This is a genomic window from Clostridium sp. BNL1100 (genome assembly GCF_000244875.1).
Taxonomy (GTDB): Bacteria; Bacillota; Clostridia; order Acetivibrionales; family DSM-1351; genus Ruminiclostridium.
This window is the reverse complement of record NC_016791.1, coordinates 3986139-4009766: the sequence shown is the minus strand read 5'-3', so window position 1 is coordinate 4009766 and position 23628 is coordinate 3986139. Positions and strand designations below refer to the sequence as shown.

Genomic DNA, 23628 nt, shown 5'->3' with positions numbered 1-23628 from the left:
CATAGCTTTGCGGTCTTTTTCTTTGCAAAAATCAAATATGAAATATGAAAGGTGGTTAATCTTTATGAAATTCAAACGAATCCTGCCTATCCTTTGCGTAGTGCTCATGCTGGTCTGTGTGTTCAGCACAACCGCTTATGCCGCGCCGAGCGGTGACGTGGCCGGAGCGATCGAAGGCACCTGGAACGATGCTTCTGATCAGATCAAGACCGTCGTTAATAAGGTTGTCTTCCCGGCAATCGATCTGATCCTGGCGGTGTTTTTCTTTGCAAAATTGGCGATGGCGTATTTCGATTACAGGAAGCATGGCCAGTTTGAATGGGCCGCGCCTGCTATTTTGTTCGCCTGTCTTGTGTTTGCCCTGACTTGTCCACTATACATCTGGGGCATTTTGGGGATGTAGTAGAAAAGCACCGAGTAGCCTTAAAGAAAGCTACTTGGTGCTGATTTGCCTTAAGGCTTACAACCAAGCGATGTACGGCGGGCCAAACTCATAGCTGGAGGGAAAAATGCCTCACCGTATTGTTCAGTTAAGTACCTTTTGGAGCGAAAGAGCGAAAAAGAATGCAGTTGTTTGCAGATCACAAAAAGTTCCTTTCTCACGTGCACTTCACGGCACAGGATGAAATTAGACTGTACCGTGAAGTGCATTTAGGAGAGCTACAGTTATTTTTTGCGCAGCTTTTTTATCAGCTTCACGATTTCATACCAGAATACCGCCACAGCCGCAATGCCCACAGCAGTAAAAAACATAGGAGCAGACAGCGGAGCCAGCTTCAGAAACGCATTCAATGGAGAATATAGAATGACCCCCAGCATTGCAAGTGTTCCAAAGTTCACCGCCCACATCACCTTATCTTTCACAAGGCGTTTTATCGACTGCGCTGCTAAATCGTGGTCGGAGCTGTTCACCTGTACTAAGAACAGATTGGAAAGCATGATAATGGTAAGCCCCATTGCACGAGCTGTGGGTGCGCCTGCTGCATTGCCATCAAGTATCGTATAATAAGCACCAAAGGATGCGGCGAAAATAACCAGTCCTTGCAGAACGCTTTTGAAAAGAATGGTTGCAGTGAGCAGCTTCTCTTTCGGATCGCGCGGCTTGCGCTCCATAATATCCATTTCAGCAGGCTGTCGCTCCAGCACAATGGAGCAGGTCGGGTCAATTAATAGTTCCAGCAGCACAACGTGCAACGGCAGTAGCAAGAGCGCAGTGGGCGCGATGCCAAGCATAGGGGCAAGCAAGGATGCAAATGCAATCGGGATGTGGATAGTGAACACGTAGCCAACCGCTTTGCGGATGTTGTCATAAATACGTCTTCCGTCCTTCACCGTCTCTACAATGGTTGTAAAGTTATCGTCCATCAAAATCAGGTCGGCGGCTTCACGAGAAACCTCGCTGCCGCGCTTTCCCATGGCAATGCCAATATCGGCGTATTTCAGTGCAGAGGCATCATTCACACCATCACCTGTCATGGCAACAATCTCGCCGTTTTCCTTAAATGCCTTAACAATCCGCATTTTGTGTTCCGGTACAACACGCGAGAAGATTGAAACATCTTTCACCTCTTCACGAAGCTCCTCATCACTCATTTCGCTTAACATATCGCCAGTGATGATATGATCGCTGTTTGGCATACCAATTTTCTTGGCAATCGAGGAAGCGGTGATACCATTGTCGCCCGTAATCATCACCACACGAATACCGGCCTTGTTGCAAACGGCAATATCGGCTTTTACGCTTTCACGAGGAGGGTCTGCAAGACCGATCAGGCCGCAGAGTGTCAATGTGCAGTCGGTGATTTGAGCAGGTATTTCTGCTTCACTTTGGGGTTTCGCGGTGGCTACTGCAATGACGCGAAGGCCTTCCTTGGACATTTCCATGATTTTACGTTCAGCGATTTTTCTTTTTTCATTGCTCATGTTGCAGATAGTCAAAATCCGTTCGGGAGAGCCTTTTGCTGCAATGACAAGCTCTCCGTTTCTGCGCCAGACATGACCCATCATTTTCAGCTCGTTGGTGAACGCGTATTCGCTGACCAGCTCTCCGCTGAAAAGATGTTCCTTGGAGATGCCAAGATTGTCGCAGTGGGAAAGCATCGCTTTTTCCATGGGGTCGTAGGCATCTGTTTCGCAGCCGAGTCCCATGGTTTCACACAATGTATGGTTATCTCCATCCAGTGCCCATACATCTTGCACTGTCATTTGATTCATGGTAATGGTGCCGGTTTTGTCTACGCAAAGTACTGATACCGCACCCAATGTTTCCACGGAAGGAAGCTTACGCACCAAAGATTGCTTTTTGGCAAGCCGCCATGCGCCCATAGAAAGGAACACGGTAAGAATAACCGGAAATTCCTCGGGTATCATCGCCATCGCAAGGGTAATGCCGGAAAGAATGCTTTCAATCAGTCGGTCGCCTATGGCATGGTCCGGAATATTGAACCATGTGAATAAACCCACCAGGGCGAACAGGACTGCGGCAATCCCCGCACATAGCTTAACAAGGCTACCAGTTTGCTTTTGCAGAGGTGTATCCTCATCAGGTGCGGCGGTCACATTTGCACCGATTTTACCGTATTCAGTGACGGCACCAATTTTATCCACACAAACGGTTGCCGTGCCTTGTGTGACCAAGGTGCCTGCGTAACAATAGTCTCGACGCCAATAATCGGTGGTCGGCTCGGCGTTCTCGGTGGGGAGTTTCCAAACGCCCTCTGCTTCGCCAGTTAGGGAGGATTCATCCACACAGAGGTCGCTGCACTTTACCACAATGCCGTCGGCGGGGATTTTGATGCCCTCGTAGATCATCATCAGGTCACCGGGAACAAGATCAGCACTGGCAATGGTCTGCTCCTTGCAGTCACGGATGACGGTGATATGTGGCGCAGACAGGTCTTTGAGGGCATTGAGTGTTTTGTCGGTTTTCCACTCTTGAATGATGTCAATACTGATGATGCAGATGACAAACACCAGCATGATTGCTCCGTCTCTCGGCTCACCGAGAATGAAATAGATGATTGCCGCTACGATGAGCAGCAGAAACATCGGCTCACAGATGATGTGCAGAGCCTTAGAGAAAAAGTTCTGCTTTTTACCCTGCGTCAGTTCATTCTTACCGTACTTCTCCTGTAGCTTGTGTGCTTCGGCAGCGGTAAGGCCTGCCATGTTTGGTTTGTTGCTTGTCATAAAAGTTACCTCCGTTTAGCCTTTCGGCATTCGTTCGATAGCTCTATGGCACTCCATTTTTCGGGGTCGTTGTTCCATTTGGGTATAAAAATAGCACACCTATGGAACATACTACTGTCCCGCAGATGTGCATAAATTGCAATCTGTTGCCACTCGTTGGGTGGCCCGGCCCCATGACCTCCGTTAAAAGGTTCATCGCCTGCTCAGTTTGTACTGTTGATCTCGCATCCACAATCGGATGTAATGCAGTGCAAAGAGATTACTAGACCATTATATGCACTACCTTATCCTTTGTCAACCACAATGCGATATTCTAATACTTATTGAACGATAACAAGGAGGACTTCGTATGAAGGTAAAAATCCGTTCACCGTCCTTATCCAAGGATGGACTGGCAGATACTTGGAATGTAAAAAAGAGAGCAGGCCGGCTTCTTGTTAATGGATTTGGCCTGCTCAAATTAGCATATCCCCTTATGTGAGATGAAGGAGGTAAGGACAAATGAACAAAGATACTTTTTGGAGAATTATAGACGAGGTTAATTCAGAGACAGATCAAAACAATCAATCTACTATCTTGAAAGTGACCGAGAAAAAACTCTTGGCGTTTTCGTCAAAGGATATTATAGATTGGCACAATATAAAAAAGGTGTATATGGATTTAGCCTACCGAAACGATTTATGGGCGGCCTGCGCCGCAACGCAGTCTCACAGCACAGATGATGGTTTTATTGACTTTCGCTCTTGGTTGATATCGAGAGGAAGAGAAGTCCACATGGACGCTCTAAACGACCCTGATACGCTGGCCGAACATGACTTTCCAATAGGTACAGCAGACTTTGAGTCATATGGATATGTTGCGCATGACTGTTATGCGGTCCAAATGGCGATGGAAAGCAAAGGCTTAAATTCTTTCCTACTGGATTATAGTTCTTGGCTTACGGGAAATTCGGCCACGCTGAATGACTTTTATGAATGCCACCCTAAAAAGGGAGTGAGTAATGAGCAACGCATTGCTGCCGCCTACCTCAGAGCATTATCTCAAGTGTACGACATCTACAACGCAACCGAGCAACAATCGCTGAGTGAAGAAACTACTGCGGAGATCATGGCGGAAATTAGAATCAGGCCAGACATTGACCCTGACTGGAGTATTAATAATTTGCCCCAAATGTTACCTTGTCTGTGTGAGAAATACAATGTTGAGGAAATGCACGATGATATGGAGTTTAATATGAAGTAAGGATCAACTGTCAGATACTTAGCACGTAATTAGCGTAACCAATTGACTTTCAATGCATAAAGTGATATTATAATGGCAAGAATATTAAACGAAAATCATGATTATAATATCACTTGTGGAGGTGAGAATATGGAACAAATCGGATATGGAGAACACATTTCCGACACTGTCAGAAATATGCCTTATGAGTCAGCAATCCAAACCGAGGACATAGCTGAGCAGTTGGCGGTGAAGTATGCACTTCCATACGATAAGGCCAAAACCTTAACCAATGTCAAGCTGAAACGGATGGCAGACAAAGGTGAAATTGAAAGACTGCAAAAAGGAGTATACTGCCATGTGAAGCAAACCGTCTTTGGGAAAGTTACGCCCAGCATTGATGAAGTGGTGATAAAAACATTAACGGTACAGAATGGCGCGAAAATAGGATATGAATCCGGGGCGTTCCTGTTTAATAAGCTGGGACTGACAACCTTGATTCCCCGTGATATCGAAATCACTACAGACCGTTATGGAGCAAAGCTGCCCGAAGGCTGCCATATCAAGGTAAGAAAGCCGTCTGCGGTTGTGACAGATGAGAACTGGAAATATTTGCAGTTTATCGATATGTTAAGTGAACTGCCAAATGCTCACATTGATGCGGAAAAGCCGGAGCAGTTGCTGGTGCAATATGCACAGAAGCAGCAACTAGACGGACTTACACTGATCTTCACAGCTCGCAGGCATTACACATCGAAAATTTTATTGCCGATTATAGACTTACTCATGGAGGTGAAAAATGAAGTTACATCAAGATAGAGATGCGTTTGAAGCCCTGCTCTCCGATGTTAGCAGGAGAACAGGAATTCGAAGTGACATCGTAGAAAAAGACTATTATCTGACACTGCTTCTATGGGAACTGGCAGAAAGGCAGGGCACGCTTCCCGCATACTTTAAGGGAGGCACCGCCCTGTATAAAGCAATAGGCCGTATGAAGCGCTTTTCCGAAGATATTGATCTCACAGTTGAAATCCAGGACTGCTCTAAAAGTCAAGGAAAAAAGCGCTTGGAAGTTGCGGCGAACGGCTATCATACTCTTTCGAGGACATCGGACAAAGCGAGAGAAAGCAACCAAAGGGGCAGCATTACCAGCGTATATGAATATAATCCCGTCACCGCTGTCGACGCTGATGATGCACTTCAACGGTTCGGTTATGTGAAAGTTGAGGCGACATCCTTCACGATCAGCGAACCTGTTGAATCCCTTGAAATTTCGCCTCTTCTCTATTCGGAAGCAACCTCAGAGCAGCGCCTGGTCCTTGACGAAAATTATGAGGTCAAGCCATTTACCATTAACACCATTAAACTGGAGAGAATTTTTGCAGACAAAGTATTGGCTGCGGAGTTTTACTACCAACGACATATGTTGTTTGATACCGCAAAGCATCTTTACGATCTTACCACGATGATGGAGCAGGACAGAATACAGTCGCTGCTCTCTGCACCAGATGAACTGGTAAAAATGCTTGCCTACAAGCGCAAAGAAGAAAGGGAAAGGATCGGCAGTGATCTTGCGGAAAAACCGTTTTCTGACTTTAAGCTGTTTCAAGCAGTTGGCATAGATACTGAACTGACTGCGGCATTTATTAGAATGCAGGAGATTTATGTATTTTCACAAAGTGATATCCTTTCACCTGCACAACTGTCTAAGAGCATGACTGTACTTAACCAAGCTCTGCTTAAGCTGGATGAAGATCTAGAAATGACGCAGACTGCCAGCGAAGGTACAGAACAGAGGATGCTCTGAAACTAAGCTGGTAACTCTAAAATTAAATAGCTAAAACCATGACTCAAGGTTCTCGTTTATTTACGAGAGCCTTTTTTTCAAGTTCAAGGCGTACCTTCCAAAGGTGCGCCTTATTTTTTTAGAAAGAGGTGAACCCAAAATGTTTATATGGGACTTTGTAGCCGATACGGTGCTGGGCCAGATCATCGACTGGATCTACGGCCAGATCATCGGTTTCCTCGCTAATTTCTTTGGCGAAATGGGCAATATGGGCGCCGATCTGTTCGAGATGAGCTGGGTACAATCCATCGTCCTGTTTTTTGTTTATCTGGCGTGGGCGCTCTATGTCACCGGTCTGGTGGTATCCGTTTTCGAATGTGCAATCGAATACCAGTCCGGCCGGGGCAGCGTCAAAGATGCCGCCCTCAATGCCCTCAAGGGCTTTCTGGCAGTGGGCCTGTTTTCCACCGTGCCTGTGGAGCTGTACAAGCTGTCCATTTCCCTGCAGAGCAGCCTGACAGCGGGAATCACCGGCTTTGGCTCCGGTATCGACACCCTCGCAAGTAATATCATCAGCGATCTGAGCGCGGCGGGAAGTCTTGAAAGTGCCGGAAGCGCTGGTGTTTTCGGTGGCATAGGGACCGTTACCAGCCCCATCATGATGCTCTTTATCCTGATCCTCATGGGCTATGCAATCATCAAGGTGTTTTTCGCTAATTTAAAGCGCGGCGGTATTCTGCTCATTCAAATTTCCGTGGGCAGCCTATATATGTTTTCTGTACCACGCGGTTATCTTGACGGTTTTGTCAGCTGGTGTAAGCAGATCATTGGTCTGTGCCTGACGGCGTTTCTGCAGGCGACCATTCTCACTGCGGGACTCATGGTGGTCAAAGACCATGCCTTGCTGGGGCTTGGGCTGATGCTGTCCGCTGGAGAGATCCCCCGCATCGCGGGAGCCTTCGGTCTGGATACCAGCACCAAAGCCAACCTCATGAGTGCGGTATATACGGCACAAACCGCAGTCAACATGACCCGGACGGTCGTAAAGGCGGTGGCTGCAAAGTGAAGCTGGTTTATATCTGTTCCCCTTACGCCGGAGATATCGAAAGCAATATCCGGTTTGCCAAAGACGCCTGCCGCTATGCCATGGAGCAGGACTGTGCACCTGTGGCCGTCCATCTTCTGTACCCTCTGCTCCTGAATGATGCAATACCCTCAGAAAGAGAAACCGGAATCCGGATGGGGCTGCGGGTACTGGCTTCGTGCGAAGAACTGTGGATCTGCGGCGGGCATATCAGCTCCGGCATGCGCTGTGAAATCGCGGAAGCAAAACGGCTCGGCATCCCCATTCGAAACATATCAACCCAACAAATACAAGGAGGAACTTATATGAAGCAATACGGTATCTTGGCCCGCCGGAGTGCCGCCTCAGTCTGCGGCTCCGCAGAAGCATGGCTCAAGCAGGATGGCGAACCCGTAACCTTTGACACCTATGGGGAAGCGGCCACGGAAGCAAAAAGACTGATGCAGGACATTCGTACACCTAATGTGTCCTATTTTCCCAAGGAAAGAGAAATCGAGCTGGAGGAAGCGCCTTCCCCCGGCATGAAACTGCAGCTGTGACTTTATCGCTGACCCTCGGAAGTCTGTTTGACGGGATCGGCGGTTTTCCGCTGGCAGGCGTCCGGCAGGGGTTTACTCCTGTATGGGCCAGCGAAATTGAACCGTTTCCCATTGAAGTCACGAAGATAAGGCTTCCGGATATGCTCCATGTGGGTGACATTACAAAACTAAAAGGCTCGGAGTTGTCCCCTGTGGACGCAGTCTGCGGGGGCTCGCCATGCCAGGATCTTAGCGTAGCCGGCAAACGTGCCGGACTTCAGGGTGAACGATCTGGGCTGTTCATGGAGCAAATCCGCATTGTGAAGGAGATGAGAGCCTATGACAAAGCAAACGGAAGGACAGCTGACGCTGTTCGACCTCGATATATGGTCTGGGAAAATGTACCCGGAGCTTTCTCCAGCGCAGACGGAGAGGACTTCCGGGCGGTACTGGAAGAAACCTGCCGAATTGCTGACAGTACCGTATCTGTACCTCGACCTACGGGAGGGGTATGGCAATCTGCTGGGGCCATATTGGGACCTCAATTCTCCGTTGCTTGGAGAATATACGATGCTCAATACTGGTCCGTCCCACAAAGGCGCAAGCGTATCTTCCTTGTCGCAGATTTTGGAGGCCGCACCGCACCCCAAATACTATTTGAGCAAGACCGCCTGTTTGGGGATTCTGCGCCGGGCGAAGAAACGCGGCAAGGAGCTGCCTTCTGTTCTGAAACAGGCGCTGGAGATCCAGGCGGAAATCCAGCCAATTCCGGAGGAACAAGCGGAGAATCCCTGACCCCGTGGGATGTGCAGAGCCGCAGGATTTATGAGGAGGATGGCGTTTGGCCCTCCCTGTATGGAGGGGAAGGCGGCGGTCATGGGTATGTATCGGCAGAAAAAAACAAGCAAATCACCATCCCCATCAACACACAGATTGCCATGCGGCACAAGCGGATGGGCGAAGGCACCGGGCTGGGCATCGGAGAGAACGGCGACCCGGCCTTTACTTTACAGGCGGCGCATTCCCATGCTGTGTTCAGTACGCAGGTAGAAAGCAACACATCCGTTGCCTTTGCGTGCAATCAGCGGGATGAGGTGCGCGATCTTAATAATGTTGCTGGAGCGATACAAGCCCAGCCCGGTATGAAGCAACAGACCTTTATAGTGGATTCCGCAGATATTACTACATTTCATATCAATCAGCGGGATGAAATAATTGATTTACATGGAATTTCGGGTGCGCTGTTAGCAACTTGCAATATGCAGATGCAAACATTTGTATCTGAGTCTGTTCTTTGCCTGAACGATCAGGGCGGAAGTGTAATGGACGTAAGTCACAATGTTACTGGAACACTTCGGGCACGAATGGATGGCCACCCTCCACTAGTTTTGGGCAACGATCCAGAATTGTTTGAAAATCATGGTATTGACTCGCGCTATACCGGCCCACATGAAGTAGCCCCAACCATGTCTGCCAGATACGGTACCGGCGGCAATAACGTGCCGCTCATTTCCCAGCCGTCTGTGTTTCTTGCGGATTCCGGGGAAGAATCGTCACCTGCCGAAACGTACTGCATTGCCGGCAATATCATTGACAGGCAGGATCACAACGGCGGCAACGGTATGGGGTTTCAGCCGGACATCAGCTACACCTTGAACACCGCGGATCGGCATTGCGTATTTTCCCAGCAGCGGAGCGATGAGTATGCTTCCAATAACGTGGTCAGCACCCAGAGTGCAAGACAGTATAAAGACGCCACCGACCTTGTGTGTGAAACGGATGTTGCTGGTCTGGATTGCCGCAATGGGACGGAAAACGGAAACTTAAGCGGAACACTCCAATCCAAGACGGATGGAGGATATTCCCTCAATAATGTGCATCCTGTCCGCATCGGCAAGCTGATCAGGCGATTGACGCCGCTGGAATGCGAGCGTCTCCAGGGCTTCCCCGATTACTGGACGGACATCCCCGGCGCTTCAGACAGCGCAAGATACAAAGCCCTCGGCAACAGCGTTGCGATCCCCTGTGTTGAGCATGTACTTCGGGGGATCGCTTATTTTTTACGAAAATTTAAACAAGAATGGGAGGAATCCGAATGTATACCTACATCTACCCCGACAACCTGAAATCCAAGGCAGTGCTATGGCTGTGGCAGCTGCGCGACATCGGTATCATCGGCGTTGGCCTTTTGCTTTCTGTGTTTGCGATAGCGCAGCTTAAGTTTCTGCCGCCCATCGTCATCACAGCCCTCTATGCTTTTTTGACCATCCGTTTTGACGATACCAGCATCCTTGATTTTATCCGATACGCCTGCGCCTTTTTCCTTACAAAGCAGCAGACCTATGAATGGGGGTACAGCGAACAATGAGCAAAGCAGAAAAGAAAAATGTGAAACAAAAGCAGTATACCCGCCAGCTTATTAATACCAAGGCGGTCACCGACCATAGTCTGGAAACCTTCCGCGGCGATGAACTGGTGTATTTCATCATCAAGCCTACGAACATTTCCGTTTTATCCGAGGCCAGCATATCGGCTCGGATCTACGCCTTGATGACCGTCCTTAAAGGTGTGGCGGAGCTGGAATTCCTGTGTTCGAACAGCCGGGAAAACTTCGAGGATAACAAAGAGTTTCTTAAAAGCCGCATGGAACAGGAGAACAATCCGGCTGTTCACAGGCTGTTGGAGCATGACCAGACCCACCTTGACCGGATACAGGTACAGATGGCGACGGCACGAGAATTCCTTGTAGTCATACGGCTCCGAAACGAGAAAGAGAACGAAGCGCTTTCCTATTTAAGCCGCATTGAAAAGACACTTCGGGATCAAGGTTTTTCCACAAAGCGCGCCGACAAGGAGGATATCAGGCGTCTGCTGGCGATTTATTTCGAGCAGAACGTCACCACGGAGAAATTTGAGGACTTTGACGGAGAGCGCTGGATGATCCTGAATGAGTGAGTACAGCTCATCCAGACACCTAAAGTGTTCTAAAAAGCCCCAGCCTTTCAGCAGAACGAAACAGGCCGGGCTGCCTTCATCATATAAAAAAAGGAAGTGACCCCTATGGCATATAAGAATAAAGCACAGCGGGCATCTCAAACAGAGGATGTCCGTATTCAGGAATTTTTGGACATGATTGCCCCGTCCGCGATCAAATTTTTTACGGACTATTTCATTTGCGGAAATACATTCCGGTCCGTTTGGGCGCTCCGTGAGTACCCTACCGCTACGGAGGAACAGGCCATCCTCCGGCACCTTGGTGAAAAAGACAGTGTCACCCTCCACATCTACACCCGGCATGTGTCCCCTGTTGAAGAACGCAAAATCATATCAAATGCTGCCAACAAAAACCGTATGCAAAGAAGCAGTACTCAGGATCTGCAGCAAACCGTCACGGCAGAATCGAATCTCCAGGATGTGACCGCTATCGTTGCACAGATGCACCGGAGCAAAGAGCCTCTCCTCCACGCGGCGGTATATATTGAACTGTCCGCTCATGACCTTAACCAGCTGGGGCTCTTGCAGACGGAAGTGCTGACTGAGCTGGTGCGAAGCAAGCTAAATGTTGACCGGCTTCTGCTCCGCCAGCAGCAGGGCTTTTTATCGGTCATGCCAAGTGGCTGGAATGTGTTTTCCGACCAGTTTGAACGGGTGCTGCCCGCCAGCTCCGTTGCCAATCTGTATCCTTTTAACTACAGCGGCAAAACCGATCCCAACGGTTTTTATCTGGGCAGGGATAAATTCGGCAGCAACATCTTAGTAGATTTTAATCGACGTGCCGATGACAAGACCAATGCCAATATTTTGATTTTAGGCAACTCCGGCCAGGGCAAGAGCTACTTATTGAAACTCATCCTTACCAATCTGCGGGAATCCGGCATGAATATCATCTGCCTTGATCCGGAAATGGAGTTTGAGGATCTCACCAATAATCTGGGTGGATGCTTCATCGATCTGATGACGGGCGAATACATCATCAATGTGCTGGAACCCAAGACATGGGATGAAAACGGCAGCCCGGAGGACAAGGATGCACCTCAGACCTTCCGTATCTGCAGCAAGCTTAGCCAGCACATTTCCTTTCTCAAGGATTTTTTTAGAACCTACAAGGATTTTACCGACCGTGAGATTGACACCATCGAGATCATGCTGGGTAAGCTCTACGAAAAATGGGGAATTACCGATCATAGTAATTTTGACCGTTTAAAACCAGAAGATTATCCCATCCTGTCCGACCTGTATGAGCTGATTGAGTCGGAGTACAAAGAATTTGATGAAAGCCGCCGCCAGCTCTATACCGCAGATACCCTGCGGGAAATCTGCCTTGGGCTCCATTCCCTGTGCAAGGGCGCGGAGTCTAAATTCTTTAACGGGCACACCAATATAAAAAACAGTGAGTTCGTGACCTTCGGCGTCAAGGGGCTTCTGCAGACCAGTAAAAATCTGCGCAATGCCCTTCTGTTCAACGTGCTGTCGTATATGAGCAATGAGCTACTCACCACCGGCAATACTGCCGCCAGCATTGATGAATTCTATCTGTTCCTTTCCAACCTGACCGCCGTCGAATATGTCCGTAATTTTATGAAGCGTGTAAGGAAAAAGGACTCGGCAGTAATTCTTTCAAGTCAGAATTTGGAGGATTTCAATCTGGAGGGCATCCGGGAGTACACCAAGCCGCTGTTCTCTATTCCGGCGCACGCATTTCTGTTCAATGCCGGCAATATCGACAAGCGGTTCTATATGGATACCCTGCAGTTGGAGGAATCGGAATACAATCTGATCCGGTATCCGCAGCGGGGCACCTGCCTCTATAAATGCGGCAACGAACGATACAACCTCATGGTTCAGGCCCCGGAATATAAAGCGGCGCTGTTTGGAAAGGCAGGTGGCAGGTAATGGGCAGGCTGGAAGAATTCAAGGAAAATAAGCAGTATATCCTCGAAGATGCCCTCGGCAGCATTACGCCGGCTGACAACCGGGAAGCTGATATTTACAGCTTTATGCGTTCCTATCTGAACGATGAGCTGGGTGGTGTGGACAAGGCGGAGCTGTTAGAGGAACTGGCAAAGTGTATTACTGGCCAACCTTATGACCGGCCTGAAGCCTGGGAACCCTTTTACTCCCAAAAGGAAATTGATGAGCTGGCTGCTGTCATGGACCGATTTATTGACGGCTTGACCGAGGGCTGCGCAGAAGGACATCTGCCTCCGGCTAAAGCCCTCGCTGACAAAGCGTGGTCTGAAATCAGTATGCTGGATGAGAAAACAGGCAATCACCTTCTGGATTCCTGGCGGCGGGATGAAATCTACAACTGGATGAGTGAGGCTTGCGAAGCTTCCATTCAGGAGGCACTGGAGATCAAAAACAGCATGGGCGGAATGCAGATGTTGTAGCGAGGGGGTGAAACAAGCATGGACATGAAAGAGCAGCGCTTCGGGGTTGAAGTTGAAATGACCGGTATAACGAGGAAAGAGGCCGCTGAAATAGCTGCATCCCATTTCGGAACAGTTTCCCATTATGACGGTACTTTTTACGCAACATATTCCGCGCTGGATGAACAGAACCGCAAGTGGAAATTTACCTACGACAGCAGTATCACTGCCCAGCGGAAGGTTGGAAGAACGATAACCGAGGCCTCGGATGAGTATAAAACAGAGATGGTCACCCCCATTTGCCGGTATGAGGACATAGAAACCATTCAGGAGCTGGTAAGAAAGCTCCGTGCGGCAGGCGCAATTGTAAATAATAAGTGCGGCATCCACATCCATATTGACGCTTCTCCGTATAACGCGGGTACACTTAGAAACATCACCAACATCATGGCTTCCAAGGAGGATCTGATTTACAAGGCCATGCAGGTGGAGGTAGCAAGAGAGCGGCAGTATTGCAGGAAGGTGGAGCAGAGTTTTCTCGACGAGATCAACCGGAAAAAGCCCCACACGCTGGACGAGGTAAGCCGCATCTGGTACAACGGCCGCGACGGTCGCTCTGAGCACTACCACGACAGCCGGTACCACTGTTTAAACCTTCACTCGGTTTTCCAGAAAGGTACCATTGAATTCAGGCTGTTTAACAGCACTACTCACGCCGGCAAGATCAAGGCATACATTCAGCTCTGCCTTGCGATCTCCGCACAGGCCCTCAACCAACGATGTGCCAGCCGTCAAAAGACAAAGAGTTCGAATGAAAAATACACCTTCCGCACATGGCTCCTGCGGCTGGGGCTCATCGGTGATGAATACAAAACCGCCCGGCTTCACCTGCTGGAGCATCTGGACGGCTGTATTGCGTGGAAGGACCCAGCGCAGGCACTCCAGCAAAAGGAACGATTAAGACAGAAAAAAGAAAAAGAGCTGGCCGAAGCGGCACAAGCAGCATCGCAACAGCAGGAGCAAACAATTGAAAACGAACAGGAACAGACCGGGGCTGAAGAAGAAAGCCCCGGTCTTTCTATGAGCATGTAAATACTCATGAACCATTCTGGACAAGGAGGAATGAAAAATGAAATCAGAAATGCTGTACATTGCCTACGGCAGCAACCTAAACCTGCCGCAGATGGCGTTCCGCTGCCCTACCGCCAAGGTGGTCGGCGCCAGCGAAATAAAGGATTACGGGCTGCTGTTCTGCGGCAGCCGGAGAAACTCTGTCGCAACGGTGGAGCCGCTTAAGGGTTCCACCGTCCCTGTTCTTCTGTGGACGTTAAAGGAAAGGGATCTGCAGGCTCTCGACCGCTATGAAGGATATCCCCATCTTTACCGCAAGGAGATCCTCGATGTGGAGCTGAAAGGCAGGACGGTTCCCGCCATGGTCTATATCATGAATGAGGGCCATCCCTACGGTTCCCCCTCGGATTACTACCTAAATGTCATTATGGAGGGTTATAAAACCGCAGGCTTTGATACCGAAATTCTGGAACAGGCCGTGGAGAGATCCGTCCAGCTGGCACAGGAACAGCAGGAGCAGGAACCGGAGCAGGGCAATCTGTTCGGCCAGAAATGGTGGTGATGATGCATGGCAGATCCCGCAACCATCGCTCTGGCGGTCAAAGCCGCTGTTGCCGCCGCCACCGACAAGCGAACCTGGAAGGCCCTCGGCGTTATCATCGCTGCCATTTTAACACCTTTTATCCTCATCATTGTGATGATTACCAGCCTTCTCTCCGGCACTACTGACCACAACAACATGGCTGTTCAGCTTTCCTTTCACGGCGGCGTGATCTCCGGGCAGGTACCAGAAGATTACCGCCAGTACATTGAGGATATGCGGTCCGGCTTTACGGAATTGGACGCTGCCATCGCGGACATCACGCCCATGATTGAGGACGGAAGCCTTGACCCCACACAGGTCAAGGCCGTTTTTTATTCTCTGTATTTCGGCGTCGAATCTCTGCGTGGCATGGATTACCGGGGGATTGCCGATTGCTTCGTCCGCTATGAGAAACGCACCCGCACCGTGACGGATGCAGACGGTAATGAAACCGAAGAAACGTATACCGTGGCTGTTCCGATTGACTCCCTGCCTGAAATCTATGCAAATCTTGAAAGTACCCTTGGCCGGGAGATTACCTATGAGAATAAGGCCAACGCCTCAGAAATCTACTATAGGGCGCTGTATGGAACAGGAGCGCCGGGAGAAGGCGATAGTTTTGACCAGTGGTCGGATTGGACACCGGAGCAGCTGGCGGATCTGTTCTACGACCTGCCGGTGGGCGAAACAGGCTCTGAGGCTGTTCAGATTGCCCTGGACCGTCTGGGAGATCCGTATTCCCAGGAGCTTCGAGGTTCTGGCGATTACACCGATTGCAGCTATCTGGTGCAATCGGTGTACCGCCAGCTGGGAGTCAAGCTCCCCGGCACCGCCGCTGCGCAGGGCAAATATTGCGTGGATAACGGCCTGACCATCTCCAAATCAGACCTGGCTCCGGGGGATCTCGTGTTCTGGAGCCACAAGGTAAACGGACGATATCTCAATATTACGCATGTGGGGATTTACGCCGGGGACGGTATGGTGGTGGACGCATCATCCTCCCGTGGCAAGTAAGTATACCGTAGCCTGTTCGATGCGGATAAACAGGTTCTGTACGCAAGGCCATATGCCGAAGCGTCTAAAACAGCATCCGCAAGTGGATTTGTCTCTCCGCTTGGGAGCGGTTGGCGGTCCATGGTAACTTCGGAATTCGGCGGCAGAACTGACCCCGTCACAGGAGAATGGGCCGGACATGACGGTATTGACCTTGGCGCTGCTAAGGGCACGGCAATCCGGGCAGCTAAAGACGGCACAGTGGAAACCGTGAGCTATGGAACTACAGGATATGGTTATCACCTGACCATCGATAACGGCGGCGGGCTGGTCACGCTATATGGTCATTGTTCAGAGATTCTGGTCAGCGAGGGGCAGACCGTAAAGGCCGGAGATGTCATCGCAAGGGTGGGTTCCACCGGAAAGAGCACCGGAAACCACCTGCACTTTGAGGTGAGAGTAAACGGTACAGCAAAAAATCCAAGAAACTATCTGCCATAGGCAGGAAAAGGAAGGAGAACAATATGCTGAATTTACAGGCAGTCTTTGAAAGAAAGACCAATGAATTCCCCGTAAGGGACTGTGTGATTGAAAAAATTGTGGAATTGTCGGAAGAAGAATACCGGCAGTTCAAAAACAATCTGCTCCGGGATACCGGCTTTATTGCAGAGAGTGCGGACTTCATGCTGATGGATGGAAACGGCCTGAATCATTGTTTACTGGTGTTGGAAAAAAATAATTCCGAGGGTGTTCTTATTCAGAGTGAAGGATATGACTATGCCAGGTATGCCAGCCTCCTGCCGGGGGCAAGAGATTTTATCACGGTTCGGTTGGGTAAGCTCGCAGACCAGATCATCAGGGATGGTACACAGAATACCTCCAATGGCACATGGGCTGTTTATTTTGATGAGATCAAAGAGCAGTACGATGCCACCCTTAACTTTGACAACGGTATCGGTGCTATGCTGCTTTCCATCATGGAAGCAAGACCGGAGATGGCGGAAGTGGAACCGATGGAGGATGGCTATGACATGACCTTCTATCTCGATTACTGTCCGAATCTCGACGAGAAAGAAAAGCTCTCCTCCGGAATTCCCGACGATGTGTTTCGCTTAAAAGATTTAATCAGGGTACCTATTGAGGATTTCCACCTTGTTCATCATGAGGTGGACATGGAGCCGGCCACCATCGTATACCTGGCTTCCGACACCCTAACCGATGCCGGAAAACAGGAATGGGGCGATGTTTTGAATACACAGGTGGTGCGTGTGTTTCATGGTATTTATGGTATTCAGGCGGAATGCGCAGGAGTAGATCCCCAGCGTCTCGCTGATTTTTCTCTGATGTTGGCTGGGGATTGCCCCAATGAAGATTATGAAACCTGGGTTAGACCGGAGCCGGATGAACCCGGTATGACCCTGAAATTATAAGGAGGAAAAAATATGAGTACGACTGAATTAAAAGTCCTTTTCCCTTCGGAGCGGCTGGATGCCCTCCGTTTTTTCATGGAGAAAAAGGAACAGACCATTGAGCAGGAGTTGAAGGATTACCTCGACAAGACCTATGAGAAGGTAGTTCCCACTCAAGTAAGAGAGTACGTGGAGAGCCGCATGGAACAGACTCCTGCACAGGAGCAGGCATCGGAGGCTGAACAGACTCCTGCCTCCAGAGAACGTCCAGCGCGTCAGACCCGCCGTCAGCGGGAGCAGGCTGCGCCTGAAATACCTCCTTCTCCGGAAGCGCAGACCGAAGCAGAAGGCCCCGGCGAAGAAGAAACTCCGGGCATGACTATGAGCATGTAAATCGCAGAAAAGAAAAAGGAGGTGCTGAAAATGATTCGACTTGGTATAGATAACGGAAATTACAACACCAAATCCTCGGAGGGGATGCTTTATGCCTCCGGCTATGCGGCAAGCGACAAGGAATTCATCACGCCGGAGATGCAGCTCTTTTTTGAGGGCAGATATTATGCCATCGGGGAACGCCGTATGCGCTTCCAACAGGATAAGACCAGGGAGCCGGACGCTTTTCTTTTGACACTGCCGGCTATCGCGGATGCCATGAAAAAAGCAGGAACCACCAACGCGGAAATCGTCCTTGGCGTGGGACTGCCCATTGACAGTTACGGTATGCAGAAGGAAGCATTCCGTAGGTATTTCCTGCGTGACAATATCTCGTTTCGGTTCGAGGGAACATTCTACCGCTGCCATATTGAAGAGTGCAAGGTGTTCGCCCAGGGGCATGCGGCGCTGTGCCGCTATTACCCGCAGCTGAAGGATTACCGGAGCATCACTCTGGTGGACATCGGCGGCTATACGGTGGATATCCTCACGCTCCATGACTTCCGTCTGGACAGGTCGAGCTGTGCCAGCCTGCGCATGGGTACCATCACCCTGTACAGCCGGATTCAGGATACGCTCCAGCGCAGTGACATCCTCCTGTCGGATGAACTCATCACCGATGCCATCCGCGGGGAGATCCAACATGCCGACAGCAAATTGATTGAAACTGTGGTGGAGCAGGCTGTGGCAGTTTACTGCAAGGAACTGTTCAACGCCCTGCGGGAGCGCGGACTGGATCTGAGGCTCCCCACGGTGTTCGCGGGCGGCGGCGCTGAACTGCTTGAACCCATGTTGCACGGGAGCGGCCTGAATACGGTGGCGGTGCTGAACCGGTTCGCCAACGCAGATGGCTACAAGCTCCTGATGGGGTGAGCCTATGGCCGAGCGAAAACGATATTATCTTTCCTTCGATATGGACAGCCCAAGGCATCGGGAAGCGGAAGCGCTGTTTGCGCAGCAGGCCAGCCGGCAGCGCACCGAGTATGTGGTCAACAGTATCCTGACGGCACATCAGACGGAGAACCTGGAACAGATCGTCCGGCAGGCAGTCCGGGATGAACTGCAAAGTGCCAAGTTGCCATCGCCAACCACGCTGCCGGGGAAAACGGATACCGGTGTTCAGTTGTCCGATCTTCCCGGCAGCCTGATCCATGCGCTGGAGGAATTGTAACCATGTTGGCTCACTTTCCTGCCGTCGCTATGACGGAGGGTCGGAAAATGCACCAACATGGCTCACTTTCCTCTGAGAAAAGCAGAAAGGAGTGAACCTATCTTGAAAATGTCAACCATTCAAATTCAGTATGATACCGGGAAGTTGTGCGCTCTCCGGCAATGCATGCCCGATGAAACAGCGCTAGAGGCCGGACTGGAGGCTTCCCTCAAAGCTTTGTATGAAAAACATGTTCCAGCCGAAGTACGAGAATATATCGACAGCCAGAAAGGAGGCGATGCTTCATGAAAGAACCGATTACGCTGGAACAGTTTGTGCAGGAACATCCTCACGACATGATCCAGATAATGTCACCCGGCGGTTATGTTACTATCTCACCCAATCTACCATTGACCGAATTATCCGCTCATGCGGGTGTGCGGGGTACGGAAATTCCAATCCCCTGGGAGGAATTGAAGGACCAGATTGTCGAAAACTGCAATTACAATGAGATCGATGGGAACTGGTATCTGCTTACAGGCGAGCCCTCTCAGGACTACCCTGTTCAGGCTCCTGAAATGCACCTGTGAAGCAAAGAAAAAGGTTGCTAAGAAAGTCGGCATACGATTGTATTTTTATCTCTGTTGTTCGCGCTGTGGGTACTAACAAATAATCCTGCAAAGTGAGCAGTTTATGGCAGAATACCTGGGACTGGAGGAATAAGGTGCCGACTCCAACCGGCCCGCCGCGAAAAGACTGGCATAACCGGCCACATGACACTGTCAACCCGGAGATATCCGGGCTTATTTTAGTTGCCGCAATGACAGCCAGCTGTTGCCGCCCGTGTGCCCCTGTGTCGGCTTTTGACGGCAGGAGTGGCACCGTAACACCTGAAGACGGGCAATGCGCCGTGTAAGGGCTTTGTGAAGGAGCTTGGGAAAAGAGAAAAAGCGCCCTTCGCAGAAACCTAAAACCCTACCGAAAGAGGGCTGAACCATGGGGTCGAAAACGATGCGGGTTAAAGGAGCGGGGTCGCAGAGCGCCCCCACTCCGGCTCACCCCGCCCCGCAATGCGGGGCGGGGAACGTTTTGCACCGGGGTCAGATTATACCACCTGGGGTCGGCTTCGGGGTCAAAGTGCAGAGAAACGCTTGGAAAGCACCGTAAATCAAGAACTTAAGGAGAGCTGCAGTAGGGGTTGCAGCCCTTTTTAACAGAAAGGAAGGTAATTCGATGGCTACAGAAAACGAGAATAAAAAGAAATTTCCCTTATGGATGTACCCCGAAACACGAAAGCTTGTGATGGACTGGTACAAGCGTGACAATTGCCAGAGCCAGAGTGAATTCATTGAAAAAGCAATCAAGTTTTACTGCGGCTATATCTCAGCGGAGGAAGGTGTGCGTTTTCTCCCCGCTGCGATCACCTCGGCCATGACCGGCATGGTGGACAGCCTGGAAAACCGTATGGCGCGTCTCATTTTCAAGTTGACTGTGGAGATGTCCATGATGATGAACATCCTCGCCTCCAATGCGGATTTCGATGAGGACACCCTGCGGCGCTTACGCGGCAAGTGCATCGGGGATGTGAAAAAATCCGTTGGATCGGTCACCTTCGAGGATGTGGCGAAATTCCAGAAGGGTGAGTAACCATGCCGCGGATAATCTTCAAGTGCAGGTATATCAAAAACGCCGCGGAGCATCTGGAAAATCTGGTGACCTACATTGCGACACGGGAGGGCGTGGAAAAAATCCCTCCGGGCAACCGGAAACTGCCCGCTTCAAAAAAGCAGAAGGAGCTCATGGCAAACGTTCTCTCGCAGTTTCCCGACACGGCTGATTTATTTGAGTACGAAGATTACCTGAAACAGCCGACCGTGGAAAACGCTTCGGAATTCATCACCGCCGCATTGGATCAGAACCTGGATCAGCTGGCCCATCAGGAGGTTTATGTCAATTACATTGCCACCCGTCCCCGCGCGGAGAAGCTGGGAGCGCACGGACTGTTTTCCGATGAGGATGCTCCGCTGGTGCTGTCAAAGGTCGCAGAGGAAGTCGGCAGTCACACCGGAAACGTGTGGACGCCAATTATTTCTCTGCAGCGGGAGGACGCCGCACGGCTGGGTTATGATAACGCCGCTGCGTGGATGGCACTGTTGCGCAAGCAGCGGAATGTGTTTGCCGAGCAAATGAAGATTGCTCCGGAAAACCTGCGCTGGTATGCGGCCTTTCACAACGAAGGGCATCATCCCCATTGCCATATGATTGTTTATTCGGCCGATCCCCGTAAAGGGTATGTCAGCAAGTCTGCCATTGATAATATGCGGAGCGGCCTGGCAAGGGAAATCTTTCAGCAGGATCTCATTCAGATTTATTCCGACCAGACCGTTCAAAGGAATGCGCTTACCGAACAGAGCCGGGATGCGCTGCAGGATATCCTGGTGCAAATGCAGTCGGGAGCCTGTGAGAATACTGCTGTGGAGGATCTGCTGTCACAACTTGCAGAGCGCCTGAAGCACACCGCTGGGAGAAAGCAGTACGGCTATCTTAAAGCACCCTTAAAAGCCATCGTCAATCAGATCGTGGATGAGTTGGCAAAGGATACACGGGTAGCGGAAGCCTACGCCAAGTGGCAGGAGCTTCGCAATGAAGTGCTTCGAACCTACAAGGATAAGCTCCCCGATCCGCTGCCTCTCTCACAGCAGAAAGAGTTTAAGAACCTCAAAAATATGGTGATCGCGGAAGCCATGAACATCGGCAGTCATCATTTTACTTTTGAGGACGATGAGAGTGCAGACCAATTATTAAAGGAAGAAGCGGAATCCGCAAACGAAGAATCCGATTCCGTGATGCCGGAGGAAAGTCAACCGCCGGCCATTGAGGAACCGTTGGAAGATGGCGAGGATATGCCGCCTTCTGTTTCGGAGCATTCATCCCGCCCGGAATCCAATGAGAATGCTTCCGGCAAGCCCCATATCGAATGGAGTGACCGCTACAAGGAGGCCCGCACGTTTCTCTATGGTAGCGATGACACGGAGCCGGACTTTGAGCAGGCCCTCCGCTTATTTTTGGAGGAAGCGGAAGCAAACAACGCCCTCGCCATGCATGACCTCGGCAGGATGTATGCAGATGGACTCGGTGTGGAGATGGATGCCGATACTGCATTCGGCTGGTATCACAAGGCTCTTAACGTATTTCAGGATATCGAAGCGGAGAAAAAGCACCGCTATGTGGAATATCGCATAGGTAAAATGTACGCGGCGGGGCTTGGCACACCGCAGGACTACGAGGAAGCGGCCGGCTGGTTTGAACTGGCGGCCTCGCAAAACCACAAATATGCCCAATACTCCCTTGCCGGATTGTATTACCGGGGACAGGGCGTGGAACAGAGCTTTGAAACCGCCTTCGATTTGTACCGCAGGTCTGCCAGACAGCGTGTGCCGTATGCCGATTATGAGCTGGCGAAAATGTACCGGGACGGTGTAGGTACCGTAAAGAATGCAGAAGATGCGGAGCTGCACTTCGAGGAAGCCTTTTACGGTTTTCAAAGTCTGGAGGAACAGAGTCACGATGATAAACTCCAGTACCGCCTGGGACACATGCTCTACACCGGGACAGGGACGGAAAAAGATGTGGAAGCAGCCATCGGGTATTTTGAAAAGGCTGCCCGCCTCGGCAACGTTCATGCACAGTACATGCTCGGTAAAATCTATCTGGATACGGAAAGCGGCCATGAGAATATAGAGCAAGCCATTCTATGGCTGACGAAAGCCGCAGAAAACGGCAATGACCTGGCGCAATACGCCCTCGGGAAGCTCTACCGGGACGGGAGCCATGTTGAGAAAGACATACAGAAAGCTATTTCTTTGTTCACCCTCTCGGCGGAGCAGGACAATTCCTATGCGGCATATGCTCTCGGCAAGATTTACCTGCTGGATGAGGCTGTCCCCAAAGACGTGGAGTCCGCCATGAAATGGCTGACGCTTTCCTCAGACCTAAGAAATCAGTTTGCACAGTATGCATTAGCAAAATTGTATCTTTCCGGTGAGGTTATTCCGAAAAACATTCCAAAGGCGGTGGAACTGTTCACGAAGGCAGCAGTGCAGAACAATTCATTCGCTCAGTATCAGCTCAGCAAGCTCTACCTGTCGGGAGAGGATGTCCCCAAGGATGTGGCATCCGCTGTGAAATGGCTGACTGCATCCGCAGAGCAAGGCAACCAGTATGCGCAGTATAGGCTTGGCAAGCTGTATCTGTCGGGAGAGGATGTTCCCAAAGATGTGGCATCTGCGATCCGATGGCTGACCGCATCCGCGGAGCAAGGCAATCAGTACGCACAATATGCCACCGGTAAATTGTACCTTATGGGCAGAGATGTACCCCATGACCGGGAAGCAGCTATCCGGTGGCTTACCCTGTCAGCAGAACAGGGAAACATCTATGCACAGTTTTTTCTCGACCATCTGGACTCCTTCCGTGATCCGTCTCTTTTTCTTGCGGCGACAAGACTTCTGCATCACTTAAGCCGGATTTTTCATGAAGAACAGCGAAAGCTCCCCGGAGGTCCCGGTATGCAGGTGGACAGCAAACTGCGCCGCAAACTCAGACAGAAAAAGATTGCCCAGGGTCACGCCCCGGACGATCACGAACTCAAGCAAACCTATTAACGAAAGGGAGGGTTTCCATGCAGAAACAATATACAAAACAGCTACAGAAAAAAGAACCGCTTTCCGCAAAACTCAATCATCTGTCGTACAGGCCATCCGTTCATCAGCGGGTGGCCTTTTTTCGGCGCTGCGGGAAACGCAAGCGCTGACAAAGGAGGT

General features: G+C 50.5%; 24 protein-coding genes, 1 pseudogene and 1 riboswitch. Of the genes and pseudogenes, 24 read left to right on the top strand and 1 reads right to left on the bottom strand.

What is annotated here, in order from left to right; genetic code table 11:
* Positions 1-64: 64 nt before the first annotated feature.
* Complete coding sequence (locus CLO1100_RS17025; RefSeq protein WP_014315010.1) at positions 65-403, top strand: DUF3852 domain-containing protein; 339 nt, start codon at positions 65-67, stop codon at positions 401-403.
* 263 nt (positions 404-666) lie between these two features.
* Here CLO1100_RS17025 and CLO1100_RS17020 read toward each other — a convergent pair whose 3' ends face one another.
* Positions 667-3189 carry a cation-translocating P-type ATPase gene (locus tag CLO1100_RS17020; protein WP_014315009.1) on the bottom strand — a complete coding sequence of 841 codons (2523 nt, stop codon included), beginning with the start codon at positions 3187-3189 and terminating at the stop codon, positions 667-669.
* A 112-nt stretch (positions 3190-3301) separates the two neighbouring features.
* A riboswitch (NiCo riboswitch) is annotated at positions 3302-3406 on the bottom strand.
* Positions 3407-3538: 132 nt separating this feature from the next.
* Here CLO1100_RS17020 and CLO1100_RS21315 point away from each other — a divergent pair.
* The 23 genes and pseudogenes from CLO1100_RS21315 (at position 3539) to mobP3 (ending at position 23469) form a co-directional block, all read left to right on the top strand.
* Positions 3539-3670: a hypothetical protein gene (locus CLO1100_RS21315; protein WP_014315008.1), complete on the top strand. Its 132-nt coding sequence runs from the start codon at positions 3539-3541 to the stop codon at positions 3668-3670.
* Positions 3671-3690: 20 nt separating this feature from the next.
* Positions 3691-4431, top strand: a complete 741-nt coding sequence (locus CLO1100_RS20080) for a DUF4240 domain-containing protein (protein WP_014315007.1) — start codon at positions 3691-3693, stop codon at positions 4429-4431.
* Positions 4432-4560: 129 nt separating this feature from the next.
* Positions 4561-5229 carry a DUF6088 family protein gene (locus CLO1100_RS17010; RefSeq protein WP_014315006.1) on the top strand — a complete coding sequence of 223 codons (669 nt, stop codon included), beginning with the start codon at positions 4561-4563 and terminating at the stop codon, positions 5227-5229.
* On the top strand, positions 5210-6217 hold the full coding sequence (locus CLO1100_RS17005; RefSeq protein WP_014315005.1) for a nucleotidyl transferase AbiEii/AbiGii toxin family protein: 1008 nt from the start codon (positions 5210-5212) through the stop codon (positions 6215-6217). Before CLO1100_RS17010 ends, CLO1100_RS17005 begins: the two co-directional genes overlap by 20 nt.
* Before the next feature lie 139 nt (positions 6218-6356).
* Complete coding sequence (locus tag CLO1100_RS17000; protein WP_014315004.1) at positions 6357-7262, top strand: conjugal transfer protein TrbL family protein; 906 nt, start codon at positions 6357-6359, stop codon at positions 7260-7262.
* Positions 7259-7819, top strand: a complete 561-nt coding sequence (locus CLO1100_RS16995; RefSeq protein ID WP_014315003.1) for a DUF4406 domain-containing protein — start codon at positions 7259-7261, stop codon at positions 7817-7819. Before CLO1100_RS17000 ends, CLO1100_RS16995 begins: the two co-directional genes overlap by 4 nt.
* Positions 7816-9924 (top strand): DNA cytosine methyltransferase, encoded by a 2109-nt coding sequence (locus CLO1100_RS16990; RefSeq protein WP_014315002.1) that lies wholly within the window; start codon positions 7816-7818, stop codon positions 9922-9924. The genes CLO1100_RS16995 and CLO1100_RS16990 overlap by 4 nt, the downstream gene beginning before the upstream one ends.
* Complete coding sequence (locus CLO1100_RS16985) at positions 9894-10166, top strand: hypothetical protein (protein WP_014315001.1); 273 nt, start codon at positions 9894-9896, stop codon at positions 10164-10166. Before CLO1100_RS16990 ends, CLO1100_RS16985 begins: the two co-directional genes overlap by 31 nt.
* Positions 10163-10753, top strand: coding sequence for a hypothetical protein (locus CLO1100_RS16980; RefSeq protein ID WP_014315000.1), 591 nt, complete (start codon positions 10163-10165; stop codon positions 10751-10753). Before CLO1100_RS16985 ends, CLO1100_RS16980 begins: the two co-directional genes overlap by 4 nt.
* A gap of 105 nt (positions 10754-10858) precedes the next feature.
* Entirely contained in the window at positions 10859-12691 is a 1833-nt protein-coding gene (locus CLO1100_RS16975; protein ID WP_014314999.1) for a DUF87 domain-containing protein, read from the top strand.
* Positions 12691-13188: a hypothetical protein gene (locus CLO1100_RS16970; protein ID WP_014314998.1), complete on the top strand. Its 498-nt coding sequence runs from the start codon at positions 12691-12693 to the stop codon at positions 13186-13188. Before CLO1100_RS16975 ends, CLO1100_RS16970 begins: the two co-directional genes overlap by 1 nt.
* Positions 13189-13206: 18 nt before the next feature.
* Complete coding sequence (locus CLO1100_RS16965; RefSeq protein WP_014314997.1) at positions 13207-14259, top strand: amidoligase family protein; 1053 nt, start codon at positions 13207-13209, stop codon at positions 14257-14259.
* Between the two features lie 37 nt (positions 14260-14296).
* Positions 14297-14800, top strand: a complete 504-nt coding sequence (locus tag CLO1100_RS16960) for a gamma-glutamylcyclotransferase family protein (RefSeq protein ID WP_014314996.1) — start codon at positions 14297-14299, stop codon at positions 14798-14800.
* A 6-nt stretch (positions 14801-14806) separates the two neighbouring features.
* Positions 14807-15835: a C40 family peptidase gene (locus tag CLO1100_RS16955; RefSeq protein WP_014314995.1), complete on the top strand. Its 1029-nt coding sequence runs from the start codon at positions 14807-14809 to the stop codon at positions 15833-15835.
* Positions 15836-15913: 78 nt separating this feature from the next.
* Positions 15914-16315: pseudogene (locus CLO1100_RS21160) on the top strand (M23 family metallopeptidase); the annotation flags it as partial.
* A gap of 23 nt (positions 16316-16338) precedes the next feature.
* Positions 16339-17244: a DUF6329 domain-containing protein gene (locus tag CLO1100_RS21155; protein WP_014314994.1), complete on the top strand. Its 906-nt coding sequence runs from the start codon at positions 16339-16341 to the stop codon at positions 17242-17244.
* Between the two features lie 12 nt (positions 17245-17256).
* A complete protein-coding gene (locus CLO1100_RS16940) occupies positions 17257-17616 on the top strand; it encodes a DUF6103 family protein (RefSeq protein WP_014314993.1) in 360 nt (119 codons plus the stop codon).
* 30 nt (positions 17617-17646) lie between these two features.
* Positions 17647-18528 (top strand): ParM/StbA family protein, encoded by an 882-nt coding sequence (locus CLO1100_RS16935; protein ID WP_014314992.1) that lies wholly within the window; start codon positions 17647-17649, stop codon positions 18526-18528.
* 4 nt (positions 18529-18532) lie between these two features.
* Positions 18533-18826: a hypothetical protein gene (locus tag CLO1100_RS16930; RefSeq protein ID WP_041700325.1), complete on the top strand. Its 294-nt coding sequence runs from the start codon at positions 18533-18535 to the stop codon at positions 18824-18826.
* 57 nt (positions 18827-18883) lie between these two features.
* Positions 18884-19114 (top strand): DUF6103 family protein, encoded by a 231-nt coding sequence (locus tag CLO1100_RS21150; RefSeq protein WP_347455843.1) that lies wholly within the window; start codon positions 18884-18886, stop codon positions 19112-19114.
* The gene (locus CLO1100_RS16920) at positions 19111-19395 is read left to right on the top strand and encodes a hypothetical protein (protein WP_014314990.1); all 285 of its coding nucleotides are present in this window, start codon (positions 19111-19113) and stop codon (positions 19393-19395) included. Before CLO1100_RS21150 ends, CLO1100_RS16920 begins: the two co-directional genes overlap by 4 nt.
* 643 nt (positions 19396-20038) lie before the next feature.
* A complete protein-coding gene (locus CLO1100_RS16910; RefSeq protein ID WP_014314989.1) occupies positions 20039-20452 on the top strand; it encodes a hypothetical protein in 414 nt (137 codons plus the stop codon).
* A 2-nt stretch (positions 20453-20454) separates the two neighbouring features.
* Complete coding sequence (gene mobP3 / locus CLO1100_RS16905) at positions 20455-23469, top strand: MobP3 family relaxase (protein WP_014314988.1); 3015 nt, start codon at positions 20455-20457, stop codon at positions 23467-23469.
* Positions 23470-23628 lie beyond the last annotated feature (159 nt).

Bases quoted from the DNA above. Each gene is read 5' to 3' on its own strand.
- CLO1100_RS16940 (WP_014314993.1), top strand. From the start codon at position 17,257: ATGAGTACGACTGAATTAAAAGTCCTTTTCCCTTCGGAGCGGCTGGAT.
- mobP3 (WP_014314988.1), top strand. From the start codon at position 20,455: ATGCCGCGGATAATCTTCAAGTGCAGGTATATCAAAAACGCCGCGGAG.
- CLO1100_RS17025 (WP_014315010.1), top strand. From the start codon at position 65: ATGAAATTCAAACGAATCCTGCCTATCCTTTGCGTAGTGCTCATGCTG.
- CLO1100_RS16965 (WP_014314997.1), top strand. From the start codon at position 13,207: ATGGACATGAAAGAGCAGCGCTTCGGGGTTGAAGTTGAAATGACCGGT.
- CLO1100_RS17020 (WP_014315009.1), bottom strand. From the start codon at position 3,189: ATGACAAGCAACAAACCAAACATGGCAGGCCTTACCGCTGCCGAAGCA.
- CLO1100_RS21315 (WP_014315008.1), top strand. From the start codon at position 3,539: ATGAAGGTAAAAATCCGTTCACCGTCCTTATCCAAGGATGGACTGGCA.
- CLO1100_RS16930 (WP_041700325.1), top strand. From the start codon at position 18,533: ATGGCCGAGCGAAAACGATATTATCTTTCCTTCGATATGGACAGCCCA.
- CLO1100_RS17010 (WP_014315006.1), top strand. From the start codon at position 4,561: ATGGAACAAATCGGATATGGAGAACACATTTCCGACACTGTCAGAAAT.
- CLO1100_RS16920 (WP_014314990.1), top strand. From the start codon at position 19,111: ATGAAAGAACCGATTACGCTGGAACAGTTTGTGCAGGAACATCCTCAC.
- CLO1100_RS16985 (WP_014315001.1), top strand. From the start codon at position 9,894: ATGTATACCTACATCTACCCCGACAACCTGAAATCCAAGGCAGTGCTA.
- CLO1100_RS16955 (WP_014314995.1), top strand. From the start codon at position 14,807: ATGGCAGATCCCGCAACCATCGCTCTGGCGGTCAAAGCCGCTGTTGCC.
- CLO1100_RS17005 (WP_014315005.1), top strand. From the start codon at position 5,210: ATGAAGTTACATCAAGATAGAGATGCGTTTGAAGCCCTGCTCTCCGAT.
- CLO1100_RS17000 (WP_014315004.1), top strand. From the start codon at position 6,357: ATGTTTATATGGGACTTTGTAGCCGATACGGTGCTGGGCCAGATCATC.
- CLO1100_RS20080 (WP_014315007.1), top strand. From the start codon at position 3,691: ATGAACAAAGATACTTTTTGGAGAATTATAGACGAGGTTAATTCAGAG.
- CLO1100_RS16975 (WP_014314999.1), top strand. From the start codon at position 10,859: ATGGCATATAAGAATAAAGCACAGCGGGCATCTCAAACAGAGGATGTC.
- CLO1100_RS16980 (WP_014315000.1), top strand. From the start codon at position 10,163: ATGAGCAAAGCAGAAAAGAAAAATGTGAAACAAAAGCAGTATACCCGC.
- CLO1100_RS16910 (WP_014314989.1), top strand. From the start codon at position 20,039: ATGGCTACAGAAAACGAGAATAAAAAGAAATTTCCCTTATGGATGTAC.
- CLO1100_RS16935 (WP_014314992.1), top strand. From the start codon at position 17,647: ATGATTCGACTTGGTATAGATAACGGAAATTACAACACCAAATCCTCG.
- CLO1100_RS16970 (WP_014314998.1), top strand. From the start codon at position 12,691: ATGGGCAGGCTGGAAGAATTCAAGGAAAATAAGCAGTATATCCTCGAA.
- CLO1100_RS21150 (WP_347455843.1), top strand. From the start codon at position 18,884: ATGGCTCACTTTCCTCTGAGAAAAGCAGAAAGGAGTGAACCTATCTTG.
- CLO1100_RS21155 (WP_014314994.1), top strand. From the start codon at position 16,339: ATGCTGAATTTACAGGCAGTCTTTGAAAGAAAGACCAATGAATTCCCC.
- CLO1100_RS16960 (WP_014314996.1), top strand. From the start codon at position 14,297: ATGAAATCAGAAATGCTGTACATTGCCTACGGCAGCAACCTAAACCTG.